The organism is Rhodoferax sp. (genome assembly GCF_025354435.1).
Classification (GTDB): Bacteria; Pseudomonadota; Gammaproteobacteria; order Burkholderiales; family Burkholderiaceae_C; genus Rhodoferax_B.
Window position 1 is genome coordinate 1 of record NZ_JANXMU010000015.1, and the last position, 14346, is coordinate 14346.

The 14346-nt window shown below is 62.7% G+C and carries 15 protein-coding genes and 1 pseudogene; 11 read left to right on the top strand and 5 right to left on the bottom strand.

Going from position 1 to position 14346, the window contains the following annotated elements:
• Nucleotides 1–213, bottom strand: a pseudogene (locus Q0T48_RS03550) (hypothetical protein); the annotation flags it as partial.
• A gap of 410 nt (nucleotides 214–623) precedes the next feature.
• Here Q0T48_RS03550 and Q0T48_RS03555 point away from each other — a divergent pair.
• A complete protein-coding gene (locus tag Q0T48_RS03555; protein WP_295952479.1) occupies nucleotides 624–1586 on the top strand; it encodes a LysR family transcriptional regulator in 963 nt (320 codons plus the stop codon).
• On the opposite strand, the gene Q0T48_RS03560 is transcribed toward Q0T48_RS03555, so the two are convergent.
• Nucleotides 1583–1765: a hypothetical protein gene (locus Q0T48_RS03560; RefSeq protein ID WP_295952481.1), complete on the bottom strand. Its 183-nt coding sequence runs from the start codon at nucleotides 1763–1765 to the stop codon at nucleotides 1583–1585. The genes Q0T48_RS03555 and Q0T48_RS03560 overlap by 4 nt on opposite strands.
• A 141-nt stretch (nucleotides 1766–1906) precedes the next feature.
• On the opposite strand from Q0T48_RS03560, the gene Q0T48_RS03565 reads away from it, so the two are divergent.
• Both Q0T48_RS03565 and Q0T48_RS03570 read left to right on the top strand, forming a co-directional pair.
• Nucleotides 1907–2773, top strand: a complete 867-nt coding sequence (locus Q0T48_RS03565; protein ID WP_295952484.1) for a metallophosphoesterase — start codon at nucleotides 1907–1909, stop codon at nucleotides 2771–2773.
• A gap of 155 nt (nucleotides 2774–2928) precedes the next feature.
• Nucleotides 2929–4584 (top strand): glycoside hydrolase family 13 protein, encoded by a 1656-nt coding sequence (locus Q0T48_RS03570; protein ID WP_295952487.1) that lies wholly within the window; start codon nucleotides 2929–2931, stop codon nucleotides 4582–4584.
• A 40-nt stretch (nucleotides 4585–4624) separates the two neighbouring features.
• On the opposite strand, the gene Q0T48_RS03575 is transcribed toward Q0T48_RS03570, so the two are convergent.
• Entirely contained in the window at nucleotides 4625–5251 is a 627-nt protein-coding gene (locus Q0T48_RS03575) for a TetR/AcrR family transcriptional regulator (RefSeq protein WP_295952490.1), read from the bottom strand.
• Between the two features lie 378 nt (nucleotides 5252–5629).
• Here Q0T48_RS03575 and Q0T48_RS03580 point away from each other — a divergent pair, with 378 nt between their 5' ends.
• The 3 genes from Q0T48_RS03580 (at nucleotide 5630) to Q0T48_RS03590 (ending at nucleotide 7284) form a co-directional block, all read left to right on the top strand.
• Nucleotides 5630–5998, top strand: a complete 369-nt coding sequence (locus Q0T48_RS03580) for a hypothetical protein (RefSeq protein WP_295952493.1) — start codon at nucleotides 5630–5632, stop codon at nucleotides 5996–5998.
• A 276-nt stretch (nucleotides 5999–6274) separates the two neighbouring features.
• A complete protein-coding gene (locus Q0T48_RS03585; protein ID WP_295952497.1) occupies nucleotides 6275–6577 on the top strand; it encodes a hypothetical protein in 303 nt (100 codons plus the stop codon).
• Nucleotides 6578–6591: 14 nt separating this feature from the next.
• Nucleotides 6592–7284, top strand: coding sequence for a flagellar basal body L-ring protein FlgH (locus Q0T48_RS03590; protein WP_295952499.1), 693 nt, complete (start codon nucleotides 6592–6594; stop codon nucleotides 7282–7284).
• A 131-nt stretch (nucleotides 7285–7415) separates the two neighbouring features.
• On the opposite strand, the gene Q0T48_RS03595 is transcribed toward Q0T48_RS03590, so the two are convergent.
• Both Q0T48_RS03595 and Q0T48_RS03600 read right to left on the bottom strand, forming a co-directional pair.
• On the bottom strand, nucleotides 7416–8327 hold the full coding sequence (locus Q0T48_RS03595) for a LysR family transcriptional regulator ArgP (protein WP_295952500.1): 912 nt from the start codon (nucleotides 8325–8327) through the stop codon (nucleotides 7416–7418).
• Between the two features lie 9 nt (nucleotides 8328–8336).
• Nucleotides 8337–9620 (bottom strand): D-amino acid dehydrogenase, encoded by a 1284-nt coding sequence (locus Q0T48_RS03600; RefSeq protein WP_295952503.1) that lies wholly within the window; start codon nucleotides 9618–9620, stop codon nucleotides 8337–8339.
• A gap of 220 nt (nucleotides 9621–9840) precedes the next feature.
• Here Q0T48_RS03600 and Q0T48_RS03605 point away from each other — a divergent pair, with 220 nt between their 5' ends.
• The 5 genes from Q0T48_RS03605 to infA all read left to right on the top strand — a co-directional run bounded on the left by Q0T48_RS03605 (nucleotide 9841) and on the right by infA (nucleotide 14318).
• A complete protein-coding gene (locus Q0T48_RS03605) occupies nucleotides 9841–11292 on the top strand; it encodes an aldehyde dehydrogenase family protein (RefSeq protein ID WP_295952505.1) in 1452 nt (483 codons plus the stop codon).
• Between the two features lie 101 nt (nucleotides 11293–11393).
• A complete protein-coding gene (murU, locus tag Q0T48_RS03610) occupies nucleotides 11394–12104 on the top strand; it encodes an N-acetylmuramate alpha-1-phosphate uridylyltransferase MurU (RefSeq protein ID WP_295952509.1) in 711 nt (236 codons plus the stop codon).
• On the top strand, nucleotides 12101–13486 hold the full coding sequence (locus tag Q0T48_RS03615) for an aminopeptidase P N-terminal domain-containing protein (RefSeq protein ID WP_295952512.1): 1386 nt from the start codon (nucleotides 12101–12103) through the stop codon (nucleotides 13484–13486). Before murU ends, Q0T48_RS03615 begins: the two co-directional genes overlap by 4 nt.
• Before the next feature lie 300 nt (nucleotides 13487–13786).
• Nucleotides 13787–14023: a hypothetical protein gene (locus Q0T48_RS03620; RefSeq protein ID WP_295952514.1), complete on the top strand. Its 237-nt coding sequence runs from the start codon at nucleotides 13787–13789 to the stop codon at nucleotides 14021–14023.
• 43 nt (nucleotides 14024–14066) lie between these two features.
• Complete coding sequence (gene infA, locus Q0T48_RS03625; RefSeq protein WP_092757223.1) at nucleotides 14067–14318, top strand: translation initiation factor IF-1; 252 nt, start codon at nucleotides 14067–14069, stop codon at nucleotides 14316–14318.
• Nucleotides 14319–14346 lie beyond the last annotated feature (28 nt).

Genomic DNA, 14346 nt, shown 5'->3' on the forward strand with positions numbered 1-14346 from the left:
CCAGGCCATCAGCAAATGGCCTTCGGCCCAGCTGTCCACCAATTGGTCGGCAGCCACCACCAGGGCGGACACCACAGCGGCGAGCAGCACGGCCGCCAGACCACGGGAAGAGTCAAAATTTTGGTAAAAACCACGTGCTGCAGTGGCAACCGAGTCAGCGCGTGCTACGCCGGAATGCTCGGTGGAGATGCTGGGGTTGATAAAGCTGGTCATGGTGTGTTCCTTAGTTGCAAAGCGTTCTGGACTGGATCGCCTTGAACGCAAACGAATCTTAGGGTTAACACTAGTATTTTCTAAATTTATCTTTGTGATGATCTGCATTCACCAGCGTGATAAATGGGTTGCCCAAGACCTTGGAATAGCACGACCGTGCAGTCTCCGAAAAATCTCTTTTTTGCCAAAAAATAAGCAAAAAATCGGGCTCTAGCCCAATTGATACCTACGCAAAAAGCTATATAAAACATAGCGGAACTAGTTGGCAGAATGTCCAAAGCGTTTTGGTTGGTACAAACTGCGGGTTTACCCTTTATTTCACCCCTGACTCGGGTTTAGAGTGCTGTGTCTACGTAGCATTTTTACAACAAATTAGGTTTTATATCCGCAAAATACTTGCGCACCCTGCCATGAATTCACCCAACTTTCGCACTTTCGACCTGAATCTGCTGCGTGTGTTTGACGAAGTCATGGCCGAACGCAGCCTGACCCGGGCCGCGCAGAACCTGTCACTCACCCAGCCCGCCGTTAGCAACGCCCTGCGCCGCCTGCGCGACAGCCTGGGCGACGAGCTGGTGCGGCGCGTGGGTCCCAGCATGGAGCCCACGCCGCGCGCGCTGGCCCTGTGGCCCACGGTGCGCGAGTCGCTGCGGCAGTTGCAGGGCTCGCTGGCCCCCAGCGCCTTTGCCCCGGCCGAGGCCGACGACAGCTTTGTGCTAGCCATGGCCGATGCCACCGCCGCCGAGCTGCTGCCCGGCCTGATGCGCATCCTGGAAGCCGAAGCCCCCAGCGTGTCGCTGCACGTGCTGCCGCTGGCCTCGCGCGACCCGCGCAAGCTGCTGGAAGACGAGACACTGGATCTGGCGGTGGGGTTTTTTCCGGCGGTACTGGCCGATTTGGCCGCCCGCGCCCAGGTGGGCAAGGGCATACCGTATGCGCATCTACGCTTGTACGACGGCCACTATGTATGCGCCATGCGGCGTGGCCATCCGCTGGCGGCAGGCACGCTGACGCTGGACCAGTTTTGTGCGGCGCGCCACATGCTGGTCAGCTTTTCAGGACGTTCGTTTGGGTTTATCGACGAGGCGCTGGCCCTGATCCAGCGCAAACGCCAGGTGGCCTTGACCGTGAACCAGTTTTTTACCGCGGGCCATATCGCCGCCCAGACCGATCTGCTGACCGTTCTGCCGCAGCACTTCGCCCATGCCATCGGTAGCACCGATCTGCTGGAGCAGCGCCCCCTGCCATTTGAAGTGCCTGCGGTGCATGTCGATGCGCTATGGCACCGCCGCATGGAATCCAGCCCGGCCCACCTGTGGCTCAGGCAGGCCGTGGCGCGTGTGGCCGCAAAGGCCTACGCGCTGGGAAGTTAGCGAACGGCGCTGAGCGCCGCCATGGCGGCGGACCGCAGCTCGGCCGCATGGCGGGGATCGCGGCCGGCATGGGCATCGGCGCTCTCCATCAAACCCTGGGCCACACTGGCCTTGTCAGCCACCGCAGCGGCGGGTTGGGATTTATGGAACAGGATATATTGGGTCAACAAGCTGAACATGGTGGCACCACCGTCTTCACGGTGAAAAGTTGCAATAGGGTTAGATTAAGGGTTTTCCCTAGGTATTCAAGCCCGAGACCATGCGCGTACTGCATAAAGTAGTGCATTCATGCCCAAAATGGGGCGTTTTCTATCCTCACTATGCGCATCCAACTCCTATCCGACCTGCATCTGGAAGTGCACCCCCACTTCGTGCCCACCCCTGCGCCGGGGGCAGACGTGCTGGTGCTGGCGGGCGATATCGGCTCCTACCAGGTAGGTTCGCAACTGGCCGATGCTGACTTTGGCCTGGCCCGCTTCTCGCCCCTGCCGCCCTCCGCAGGGGGTTCAGGCTGGCCCACGCCGGTGCTGTTTGTACCCGGCAACCACGAATACGACGGGCAGGATTTCGAGGAAGCCGATACTCGTCTGCGCGCCACCTGCGAACGCCTGGGCCTGGTCTGGCTGGAGCGTGAAGTGGTGGAGTTGCAAGGCACGCGCTTCATCGGCACCACGCTATGGAGCGACTTCGATGCACTTGGCCCGCCCGCAGACGACAGCGCCGCCACCCTGGGCCAGCAGCTCAAGGCGCGCGACAAGGCCTTTCGCGCCGCCAACTACTATCTAAAGAAGAACAGCGCCACCCGCCAAGGCCTGCCCATGCTGGCCGACGGCATCCGCGAGCAGGCCCTGGTCTGCCAAGAGTGGCTGCGCAACGCCCTGGCCGTGCCGTTTGACGGCAACACCGTAGTGGTGACGCACTTCGCCCCCAGCCTGCACAGCGCCGACCCCCGCTACGGCCGCACCCCCGGCACCGCCGGTTTCTGCAACGCGCTGGACGACCTGCTCCCCCACGCCCAACTCTGGCTGCACGGCCACCTGCACGCCCCCAGCGACTACACCCACCAGGGCTGCCGCGTAGTGGCCAACCCACTGGGTTATGCCCGCAAGAATGAGCAAGTGGGGTTTCTGGCCAGCCAGTGCATCACCTTGGTCGAAACTCAAAATTTAAGCCAAATTGCCCTCTAGCGCATATTCTGCCTACGCAAGTAGCTATCAAATTAAGATAAATCCATGGGTGTTTGCGCTGGATCAAATTCAGCGCGCTGTAACCGTCCTGTACCCGTCGCCCGGTGGCAAAATTTGAAACAGCGCATCGCCTTTCGCCAACCAGGAGCCCACCCATGACAGCCCCCCACACCCCTTCCCCTTGGTGGCGCAGCGCCGTGGTCTACCAGGTGTATCCGCGCAGCTTTGCCGATGGCAATGGCGACGGGATTGGCGATATTGCGGGAATACGTGCGCGCCTGCCCTACCTGGCGGACCTGGGCATCGACGCGGTGTGGATCAACCCCTGGTACCCCTCGCCCATGAAGGACGCGGGCTACGACGTGGCCGACTACCGTGACATCGAGCCGCTGTTTGGCACCCTGGCCGAAGCCGAGGCCTTGCTGCAGGAAGCCCACGCGCTGGGGCTCAAGGTGCTGCTCGACATCGTGCCCAACCACTGCTCCGACCAGCATGTGTGGTTCCAGCAGGCCCTGAAGGCCGCGTCCGGCTCACCCGAGCGCGACCGTTTCATCTTCCGCCCTGGCAAAGGTGTGCATGGCGACGCCCCGCCGAACGACTGGATCAGCGAGTTCGGCGGCCCGGCCTGGACCCGCACCACCGGCCCCGACGGCCAGCCCGGCGACTGGTATTTGCGCATCTTTGCCCCCGAGCAGCCCGACTTCAACTGGGAGAACCCAGAAGTGCTGGCCGAGTTTGAAACCACCCTGCGCTTCTGGTTCGACCGGGGCGTGGACGGCTTCCGCATCGATGTGGCGCACGGCCTAGTGAAAGCCGCAGGCCTGCCGGATGTGGGCCCCCGCAGCCTGCCCGCCCACGAAGACGCGAACCACCCGCACTGGGACCTGCCCGGCGTGCACGCCATCTACCAAGCCTGGCGCAAGGTGGCCGACAGCTATGCCGACCCGCGCATTTTTGTGGCCGAGGCCTGGGTCCACCCCGGCGACCGGCTGGCGCGCTATGTGCGCGGCGACGAACTGCACACCGCCTTCAATTTCGATTACCTGGTGGCTCCATGGCGGGCCGAGCAGTTGCGCGCCAGCATCACCGGCACGCTGGCGGCCCATGCAGAGGTCGGCGCACCACCCACCTGGGTACTGAGCAACCACGACGTGGCCCGCGAGGTGTCGCGCTACGCCCGGCCCCAAACCGCCGCCCCGCTGCGCTGGTTGGACGACCTGCTGGCCCAACCCGCCGACTTTGCGCTGGGCCTGCAGCGCGCCCGCGCCGCCGCGCTGTTGATGCTGGCGCTGCCCGGCGGGGCCTATATCTACCAGGGCGAAGAATTGGGCCTGCCCGAGGTGGAAGACCTGCCCGATGCCGTACTGCAAGACCCGATGTTCGAACAGACGGGCCGCAAAAGCCGGGGCCGCGACGGCTGCCGCGTGCCGATTCCGTGGGAGGGCGCGCAACCGCACTTCGGCTTCAGCCCGCCCACCAGTGCGCCACCCTGGCTGCCCCAGCCCGCCGCGTGGGCGGCGTTGAGCGTGTCGGCACAAAGCCATGTCGAGGGCTCGACGCTGGACCTGTACCGCCAGGCCCTGCAGCTGCGCCGCAGCGACATCGGCCTGGGCGGCTACGGCCTGCAGTGGCTGCCGTCGCACGAGGGCGCGCTGGTATTCACCCGCGGCTCGGGCTTTGTGTGCATGGTGAATGTGTCGGCCGAGCCGCTGGCGCTGCCTGCGAGGGCGAAAGTGCTGCTGAACAGCGGCACGCTGGACCCGCAAGGCCGGGTGCCGGCGGACACCGCGGTCTGGTTGCAAACCTTTTAAGCTACTTTATTAATAGCTACTAGCCTATATTCTACCTGCGTTAGCGGGCATTTAGACCCTCAAAACAGGTACCCAGCACCCATTCCACCACCTGGGCATCGCTGTACTGGCCGCTGGCCTGTAAAAAGCCCAGCACCGGGTCGCAGGCGCGGGCAAACAGGGTGTAGAGCACGGCAATCGCCGGAATCTGTGGGTTGATCTGGCCGGTCTTCTGCGCGGCCTGGATCCAGCCGCCCAGCTGGTCGCTCACGCCCACCAGCGCATCCAGATAAGCCCCATTGCCCATCAAATTGGCCCGCAGGGTGGAGTTTTGGCTGGGCAGCGAGGGCATTTCGCCCGCCATTTGCACCTCCATCGCCCAGCGCACCATGGCTTTGAGATTGTCCAGGGGCGGGCCATCGGCGGGCAGGCTGTCCAGGTAGGCCTGGGTGCGGTGCAGCACACGCACCATCGCGGCGGCGGCCAGGTCTTCCTTGCTGGGAAAGTGCTTGTACAGGCTGGCCTTGGCAATGCCCACGCCCTGGGCTACCTCGTCCACGGTCATGGCCTCGAAGCCTTTTTCGGCCAGCAAGCGGTTGACGGTTTGCACGATGGCTTCTTCGCGCGCGGCCAGCATCTGCTGCTTGAAAGATATCTTGGGAGCTTTGGCAAGGGCGGAGGATTTCATAAGGCCGATTTTAGCCCCCATCGTTTTCCAAAAATAGTATCCGACTATTTTGTTACCAACAAGTCACAAAAAACGGGTGCAGTGTACTCCTGCACAGAGCCCCTGTGCCTTCTATTGGGGAAATACGGCAGCGCATATTGAATATTAATTTAACGGGTTATTAATCGTACGCTATCCATCTTTATTTTCTATACCAAATAGACACTTTATATTTTGATATATATCCGTGGTGTACTGCCAGACTGACTAATGTCAAGCAATGTAAACAGCCGGGTTTTCATACCGTTTATTCAAAATAAAACTTTTACTTACATGGCAGAATTTATTCACCCCACACCTTCAATCCCATTCAACCTGTAATTAACCCAAAGGATTTTTATGAAAATCAATAATGCATCCTCCACCGCATTAGCTGCACAACAGGCCCTGGCGGCAGCGAAAAAAGCCACGGTCAGCACGTTTGAGAAAAACTCCAAAGAATTTGGCCCCATTGCCGCATCGGTAATTGGATTGACCAGTAGCGCGTCGCAAGCCAGTAGTGCACTGGGCAAGGTGGTAGACGGGGTAGAAAATGAAATCAAGGACGTTGCCACCAATACCGTGGCACTGGCCACCACTGGCGCCAACGAGCTGAAAAACGCCTACAACACTGTTGCCAATGGCGTGGGCACCGCCGCTTCCGCTGCAGCCAACTACGCGTCGACCGGCTTGTCCGCCGCCACCCAGGCAATCAACGCCCTGGTGTGAAAATAATACGGCTATATGGATAAAGAGATGCGCATGTTAAAACCATATTGCCGAATATTAGGAATAACCACGCTGTGTGGGGTACAGACAGCGTGTTCTTTATTCTCCCCGGTGCCTATACTGGAGTTGGTCAAGGCTTCTGGTATTGCGGCAAGTTCTGTCATTGCGGTAGGGCCCAGCAAAGCCCGCGATACGGTCTACCATATCCATCCGACTTTCAACAAAGTCTGCATCGTATTAAACCCCGACTCCCAGGCCAGCGAAATATTGCCAGCCATGCAGTCTGAATTGCGTTTGCACCAAATCGAAAGCCGCATTTACGAACCTGGCACCGGTTTAAATGCCTGCGATATATGGCTGCATTATGTGGCGGGGATTGAATGGGCCATTCCGCCTTTCACCAACGAATATAAAACCTACCTCACCACCGCCACCCTGACCCTGCGCACCTCCACCGGCAAAGTGTTGTCGCGCAGCAGCTACGAGCTGGACCCGGTCTACGGCATGGGCAAGTGGTCGTCGACCCGCAGCAAGATCGCCCCGGTGGTGACCGCCATCGTCACGGGTTTTGAAAACTGAACATGAAAGTAAATATGACACCCACCCTGACACGCTGTCTGCCCCTGCTGCTATTGGCCACCCTGGCGGGTTGCGCCAGCGACAGCATCATCCCGCCCCCGGTGCGGGCCAACCCGCTGCCCCCGCCCACCGACATCGAGCCCGTGGCCACCGGCGCAATCTTCCGGCAAAACATGACCACCGGCTCGCTGTTTTCCGACCGCCGCAAGCCGCGCAAAATTGGCGATGCCCTGAAGGTCGATATCGCCGAAAACATGAGCGCCAGCAGCGTCACCAACAGCGACCTGAGCCGCGCCAGCACCCTGGCCTCCAAGGGGCCGGGCTCGGAATCCAACTCGCTGGGCAGTATTTTGAAAGGCATCATGAACGTGGATGCCAGCGCCTCGGGCAGCGACACCTACAAGGGCAAGGGCAGCACCGACAGCAGCAACAAGTTCCAGGGCCGCCTGGCCGCCTCGGTGATCAACGTACTGTCCAACGGCTACCTGGTGGTGGCGGGCGAGCGCAGCATCGCCTTCAACAACGGCATCAGCACCATGCGCTTCTCGGGTGTGGTGAACCCGATCGACATCACCTCCGGCAATGTCGTGGCATCGGGCGACGTAGTGGACGCGCGGCTGGAGCTGGTGGGCAAGGGCGATGCCAACGACACGGCATCGCGCTCGTGGATCCAGCACATCCTGGCCAAGAGCCTGAGCTTTTGGTAACCCCCCAGGCTGCAGTGCTGCGCATCTTTCGCCCACCTCCCTGCTGGGGGCAACACCAGCAGCCTGGCAGAGCCAGTTCTGCGGTGTTTCTGGAAGTGTCGGCTCGCCTGCGGCTTGGCCTTGGGGAAGGGTTAGTCTGAAAGGGTGGCCTCAGCGGCTTGCGTCAATGCGACACTCAGGGTGTCCAACACTTCAGACTGCAGGTTCCAGCAGTGCCAGAACAGCTGGATGTGCAAGGCCTGGCTGGGGGCCAGGTGCACCAGGGCACCGCTGTCGATCAGGCTGCGGGCCAGCAGCTCGGGCACCACGCTGACACCCCAACCGGCCAGCACCGCCCGCACCTGGCCTTCGGAGCTGGGCACAAACAACTGTCGCAACGACACCCGCTTCAGGCCAAACGCCTGGCTGACGAATTCGCGCTGCATGTCGTCCTTGCGGTTAAAGGCCACAAACGGCACGCTGCGAAAGTTGTGCGCCGTCAGGCCATGCGGCAGGTGCTGGCGGGCATAGGCGGCCTGGGCCACGGCCACGTAGCGCATGGCACCCAGCGGCACTACCTTACAGCCGCGCAAGGCCTGCTTCAGCGTGGTGACGCAGCCCATCACCTGGCCTTCGCGCAGCCATTCCTGGGTGAAGTCCTGGTCGTCGGTGATGATTTCCAGCGGTAGGCCCTGGGCCACTACGGCCTGCAGCGCGCCCATGGCCCAGGTGGCGATGCTGTCGGCGTTGATGGCAATCGACACCCGCTCTTCGTCGCGTGCGCCGCCCATGGCGCTGGGCGCCAGCTCCTGCATGTCGCGCTCCAGGTCGGCGCGCAGCAGGCGCAACTGCTTGGTGTGCTTGATCAGCAAATGCCCCGCCGCCGTGGGTTTGAGCGGGCGGCTGCGTACCACCAGCACCGTGCCCGCCTGCGCCTCCAGCGAGCGCAGGCGCTGCGACACCGCCGACTGGGTGATGTTGAGCCGCTGGGCCGCCCTCTCGAAACCGCCCTCTTCGACGATGGCGGCAAGGCATTCAAGGGCGTCGGGATCAAAGGTGCTCATCACCGGAATTTACCCGGTGTTGCGCATCCCGCTAAATCCGTTGCCATAACGGGCCAAAGTGAGGCCTTCCATGCTGATCTCCGGCGTGCGTTTGGACAGCACATCGGCCATCACCCGGCCGGTGCCGGCGGCCATGGTCCAGCCCAACGTGCCGTGGCCGGTGGACAGGTGCAGGTTGGGGTAGGGCGTGCCGCCCAGTACGGGCGTGCCGTCGGGGGTCATCGGGCGCAGGCCGGTCCAGAAAGTGGCTTTGGAGGTGTCGCCGCCTTGGGGGAACAGGTCGGTAACCACGTGGTTCAGGGTGTTGCGGCGCTCCTCGTGCAGCTCCAGGCTGTAGCCCGCCAGCTCGGCCGTACCGCCCACGCGGATGCGGTCGCCCAGGCGCGTGACGGCCACCTTGTGGGTTTCGTCCATCACGGTTGATTCGGGCGCGCAGGCGGCGTTGGTGATGGGCACGGTGATCGAATAGCCCTTGACCGGGTACACCGGTAGGTTGAAACCCAGCGGTTTGAGCAGGATGGGCGAATAGCTGCCCAATGCGACCAAATAGTTGTCGGCGGTGAGCAGGCCCGCGCTGGTATGCACACCGGTGATCTGCTTGCCGTCGGCGGCGATGCGGTCAATCTGCACGCCGTAGCGGAACTCCACGCCCAGCGCCTCGGCCATTTTGGCCAGGGCGTTGGTGAACTTGAAGCAGTCGCCGGTTTCATCGCCCGGCAGGCGCAGCGCGCCCACAAACTTCTCTTTCACCAACGCCAGCGCGGGCTCGTACTGCAGGTAGGCCTCGCGGTCCAGCAACTGAAACGGCACTTTGTACTGCTTCAGGATGTCGATGTCTTTGGCCGTGCCGTCGAGCTGCTTCTGGGTGCGGAACAGCTGCAGCGTGCCCTGGCTGCGGTCGTCGTAGGCTATTGCCGTGTCGGCGCGCAGCTGCACCAGGCAGTCGCGGCTGTACTCGGCCAGCCGCACCATGCGGCCCTTGTTGGTTTGGTAGCGCGCCTCGGTGCAATTGCGCAGCATCTGCGCGCCCCAGCGCCACATGGCGGGGTCGAGCAGCGGGCGGATCACCAGCGGGCTGTGGTGCATCATCATCCACTGGATGGCCTTGAGCGGCACGCCCGGACCGGCCCAGGGCGATGAGTAGCCGGGCGACACCTCGCCCGCATTGCCAAAGCTGGTTTCCAGCGCGGGGCCGGGCTGGCGGTCGATGACCGTCACCTGGTGGCCCGCCTTGGCCAGGTAATACGCCGTGCAGGTGCCAATCACCCCGCTGCCCAAGATCAATACTTTCATGCGCCACTCCCTGACTCAAAAGCCGTAACAAGCTGCAATATAAGTTGGTCTAATTTATTAAGCCATGGGTTATTAGAAACTCTAATTCAGAATTAGGGTGGGTTGTCTGGCACAGCGGCTGCCACCGCCATGGAGCATTTAAACGGAATAGCCCCCTTGCGCTGATAGGACAAGCGTGAGCAGCTACTCTATGCATAGCAAAAAAATCAGGAGACACCCCATGCCCACCATTTCCCTTCTCATCCACAGCCAGGCCGCCGCCGCATCCAATGGCGCGACCTTCGAGCGCCGCAACCCGCTGGACGGCACGGTGGCCACCACCGCCCCCGCCGCCACGGTGCAGGATGCCATTGCCGCCGTGGAAGCCGCCGCTGCCGCCTTTCCCGCCTGGTCGGCCACCGGGCCGGGCCAGCGCCGCGCCCTGCTGACCAAAGCCGCCCACGCGCTGGAAGCCAAAGCCCCCGCCTTCATCGCCGCCATGGCCGCGGAAACCGGGGCTTCGGCGATGTGGGCCGGGTTCAACGTGCACCTGGCCGCAGGCACGTTGCTGGAGGCCGCATCCTTGACCACGCAGATCAACGGCGAGGTGATTCCGTCCGACGTACCCGGCAACCTGTCCATGGGCGTGCGCCAGGCGGCAGGCGTGGTGCTGGGCATGGCCCCGTGGAACGCGCCGGTGATTTTGGGCGTGCGCGCCATCGCCGTGCCGCTGGCCTGTGGCAACACCGTGGTGCTCAAGGGCTCGGAGCTCTGCCCCGCCACCCACGGCCTGATCATCGAGGCATTGCAGGAAGCCGGGTTGCCGCCAGGCGTGGTCAACTTCATCACCAACGCCCCGGCCGATGCCGCCGCCGTGGTCGAGGCCATGGTGGCCCACCCGGCGGTGCGCCGCGTCAACTTTACCGGCTCCACCCACGTGGGCAAAATCATGGCCGCTACCTGCGCCAAGTACCTGAAGCCGGTGGTGCTGGAGCTGGGCGGCAAAGCCCCGCTGCTGGTGCTGGACGATGCCGATCTGGAAGCCGCCGTGAATGCCGCCGCCTTCGGGGCTTTTGCCAATTCCGGCCAGATCTGCATGTCTACCGAGCGCATCATCGTGGATGCTAGGGTGGCCGATGCCTTCGTGGCCCTGCTCGCCGCCAAAGCCGCCAGCCTACCCCTGGGCGACCCGCGCCAAGGTCCCGTCGTGCTGGGCTCGGTGGTGGACATGGCCACCGTGCAGCGCTGCAACGCGCTGATCGATGACGCGCTGGCAAAGGGCGCAAAGTTGCTGTGCGGCGGCAAGGCCGACAGCACGCTGATGCCCGCCACCCTGCTGGACCACGTCACGCCCGCCATGCGCATCTACAGCGACGAATCCTTCGGCCCGGTCAAAGGCATCGTGCGGGTCGTTGGTGTGGAAGAAGCCGTGGCCTGCGCCAATGACAACGCCTATGGCCTGTCGAGCGCCGTGTTTGGCCGCGACATCGCCCGCGCGCTGCAGGTGGCCGGGCGCATCCAGTCCGGCATTTGCCACATCAACGGCCCCACGGTGCACGACGAACCGCAAATGCCGTTTGGCGGAGTCAAAGGCAGCGGCATCGGCAGCTTTGGGGGCAGGGCCGGCATTGAGGCCTTTACCGACCTGCGCTGGATCACCGTGCAAACCACGCCCCGGCACTATCCGTTTTAAAAATATGAGTTTTTAGGCCTCTAGCGCAATGGCTACCTACGCTAGTAGCTATTTATTCAATAGCACACTGGATTGCATGGGTCCCACCGATAATCTTATCTATGCCTGCCCATCCACCGATTGACCACGCCCTGATCCTCGCCGCCGGACGCGGCGAGCGCATGCGCCCGCTGACCGACCACACACCCAAGCCGCTGCTGGTAGTCAAAGGCAAACCGCTGATCGTCTGGCACCTGGAAGCCCTGGCAGCCGCCGGGGTGCGCCACATCGCCATCAACACCGCCTGGCTGGAAGATGCCATTCCCGCCGCCCTGGGCGACGGCTCCCGCTGGGGCCTGCACATCACCTATTCCCAGGAAGGCCGCGACCACAGTGGCGCGCTGGAAACCGCGGGCGGCATCAAGAAGGCCCTACCGCTGCTGGGCGATGCCTTCTGGCTGGTGGCGGGCGATATCTACGCACCCAGCTTTGCCTTCGATGCCAGCGCCGCCGTCGACTTTGCCCACAGCGATGCGCTGGCCCACCTGTGGATGGTGCCCAACCCGCACTACCACCCGCAGGGCGACTTCGGCATTACCGCCAACGGCCTGGGGCTGGACGGCCCCGGCCCGGACGGCCAGCGCCTCACCTACAGCAGCCTGGCCCTGGTGCGCGCCGAGTTGTGCCGCCATCTGCCCTTGGGCCAAAAAGCCGCGCTGGGCCCGCTGCTGTTTGACGGCATCCGGCAGCAACGCATCACCGCATCCCGTTTTGACGGCCCCTGGCACAACGTGGGCACCCCCGAACAACTTGCCGAACTGAACACACCATGACAACCACGATCTACGCCCAACGCCGCGCCCAACTCGCCCAAAAAATCGGCCCCGGCGGCATCGCCATCGTCCCCACCGCGCCCGAGCAGCAGCGCAACCGCGACAGCGACTTTCTGTTCCGCGCCGACAGCTATTTCTACTACCTGACCGGCTTCACCGAGCCCAATGCCTGGCTGGTGGTGACCGGTGAAGGCCAGTCCACGCTGTTTTGCGCGCCCAAAGATATGGAGCGCGAGATCTGGGATGGTTTTAGGCTCGGCCCTGACGCAGCGCCCGCCGCGCTTGCGCTGGATGCTGCATATTCTGTAGCAGACCTGGACACCCAACTGCCCCGCCTGCTAGAAAACCGCAGCGCTGTCTGGACCCCGTTCGCCACCCACAAAGGGCTGGAAGGCCGGGTTGACGGCTGGCTGAACAAGGTGCGCGCCCGCGTGCGCTTCGGTGCGCTGTGTCCCGACACGCAGCGCGACCTGTGCAGCGTGCTGGACGAAATGCGCCTGTTCAAAGACGCAAGTGAACAGGAGACCATGCGCCGCGCCGCGCAAATCAGCGCCGGGGCCCACATCCGCGCCATGCAGCTATCGGCCCGCATGCTGCGCAACGGTGAAGATGTGTTTGAGTACCACCTGGATGCCGAACTGCTGCACGAATTTCGTCGGCATGGCTCGCAGTACCCGGCCTACGGCAGCATCGTGGCCGCCGGTGCCAATGCCTGCGTGCTGCACTACCGCGCCGACAAGGCCCCGGTGCGCGACGGCGAGCTGGTGTTGATCGACGCGGGCTGCGAGCTCGACGGCTATGCCAGCGACATCACCCGCACCTTCCCGGCCAATGGCAAGTTCAGCGGCCCGCAGCGCACCCTGTACGAGCTGGTGCTGGCCAGCCAGGTGGCCGCCATCGCCGCCACCAAACCCGGCGCACGCTTCACCGACCCGCACGAGGCCACCGTCAAGGTACTGGCGCAAGGCATGCTGGACGTGGGCCTGCTGGACAAGAACAAGGTGGGCACCGTGGACGACGTGATCGCCAGCCGCGCCTACTTTGCCTACTACATGCACCGCACCGGCCACTGGCTGGGCATGGACGTGCACGACTGCGGCAGCTACGTAGAGCAGGCGGAAGTCGGTGCCGACAGCCAGCGCAAGGACCCGCTGAGCGGTGAAACCATCACCAACCGCCCCAGCCGCATCCTGCAGCCGGGCATGGTGCTGACCATCGAGCCCGGTATCTACGTGCGCCCCGGCCCGGAAGTGCCCGAAGCCTTCCACAACATCGGCATCCGCATCGAAGACGATGCCATCGTGACCGCCAGCGGCTGCGAGCTGATCAGCCGAGGCGTGCCGGTCGATCCGGACGAAATCGAGGCGCTGATGCGTGCCTAGGCAGGTTTTGCGTGCCTGGGCTATAATGCAGGGTTGGTTAGATCAGTTTCGCCATGAAACTCGTGCGGTGTATCCCAACACACCGCACCACTGGCCATATCCAAGTACCCCGAGTTTGCCCGCACCTTTGTCACGCTGTGCGGGCCAGAGATTCAAAGTACTTGGCCGCAGATACCCCCACCGGGTGCTGCGCACGACCTGCCTCCTGTGCAATTTCATCGGAAGTGCGTCATAAAAATAACGCAGTGTGACAACACGCATTTCTGGCTACCCATAAGTAAGGGAGCCTGGTTTCCCATCATGAACAAAAACAACAATTCCATTGCCGCTGGCAAATATCTCTTGTCTCCGCTCACCCGTGAATGTGCCGATGGCCGCTTTGGTGCCTCGGTTTCTATCCAAAATGGCTCGCATGACCGCGTGATGCGTTTCATCGGTCTGTTCGACGACGCTGCAACCGCGACACAATACGCGGTTGAGCAAGGTTTGCAGTGGGTGCGCGCGCGCCACTCCAACCCTAGCGCCGCACACGCTTAGAAGTTAGTAATTTACATACCGTCTACCCTCAAGGAATTTACGAATGGCAAAAGAAGAACTGATCGAAATGAAGGGCCTTGTGTCCGAAGTGCTGCCCGACTCGCGTTTTCGCGTGACTCTGGAAAACGGCCACGTCCTGATCGCCTACACCGCGGGCAAGATGCGCAAGAACCACATCCGCATTCTGGCGGGCGACCATGTATCCCTGGAACTGTCGCCCTACGACCTGTCCAAGGGCCGCATCACGTTCCGCCACATTGCGGGCCGCGCGCCAACCTCCACCCGTTTCGCGTAATCGGCGCGTAAGCAAAACCCCGTACGGG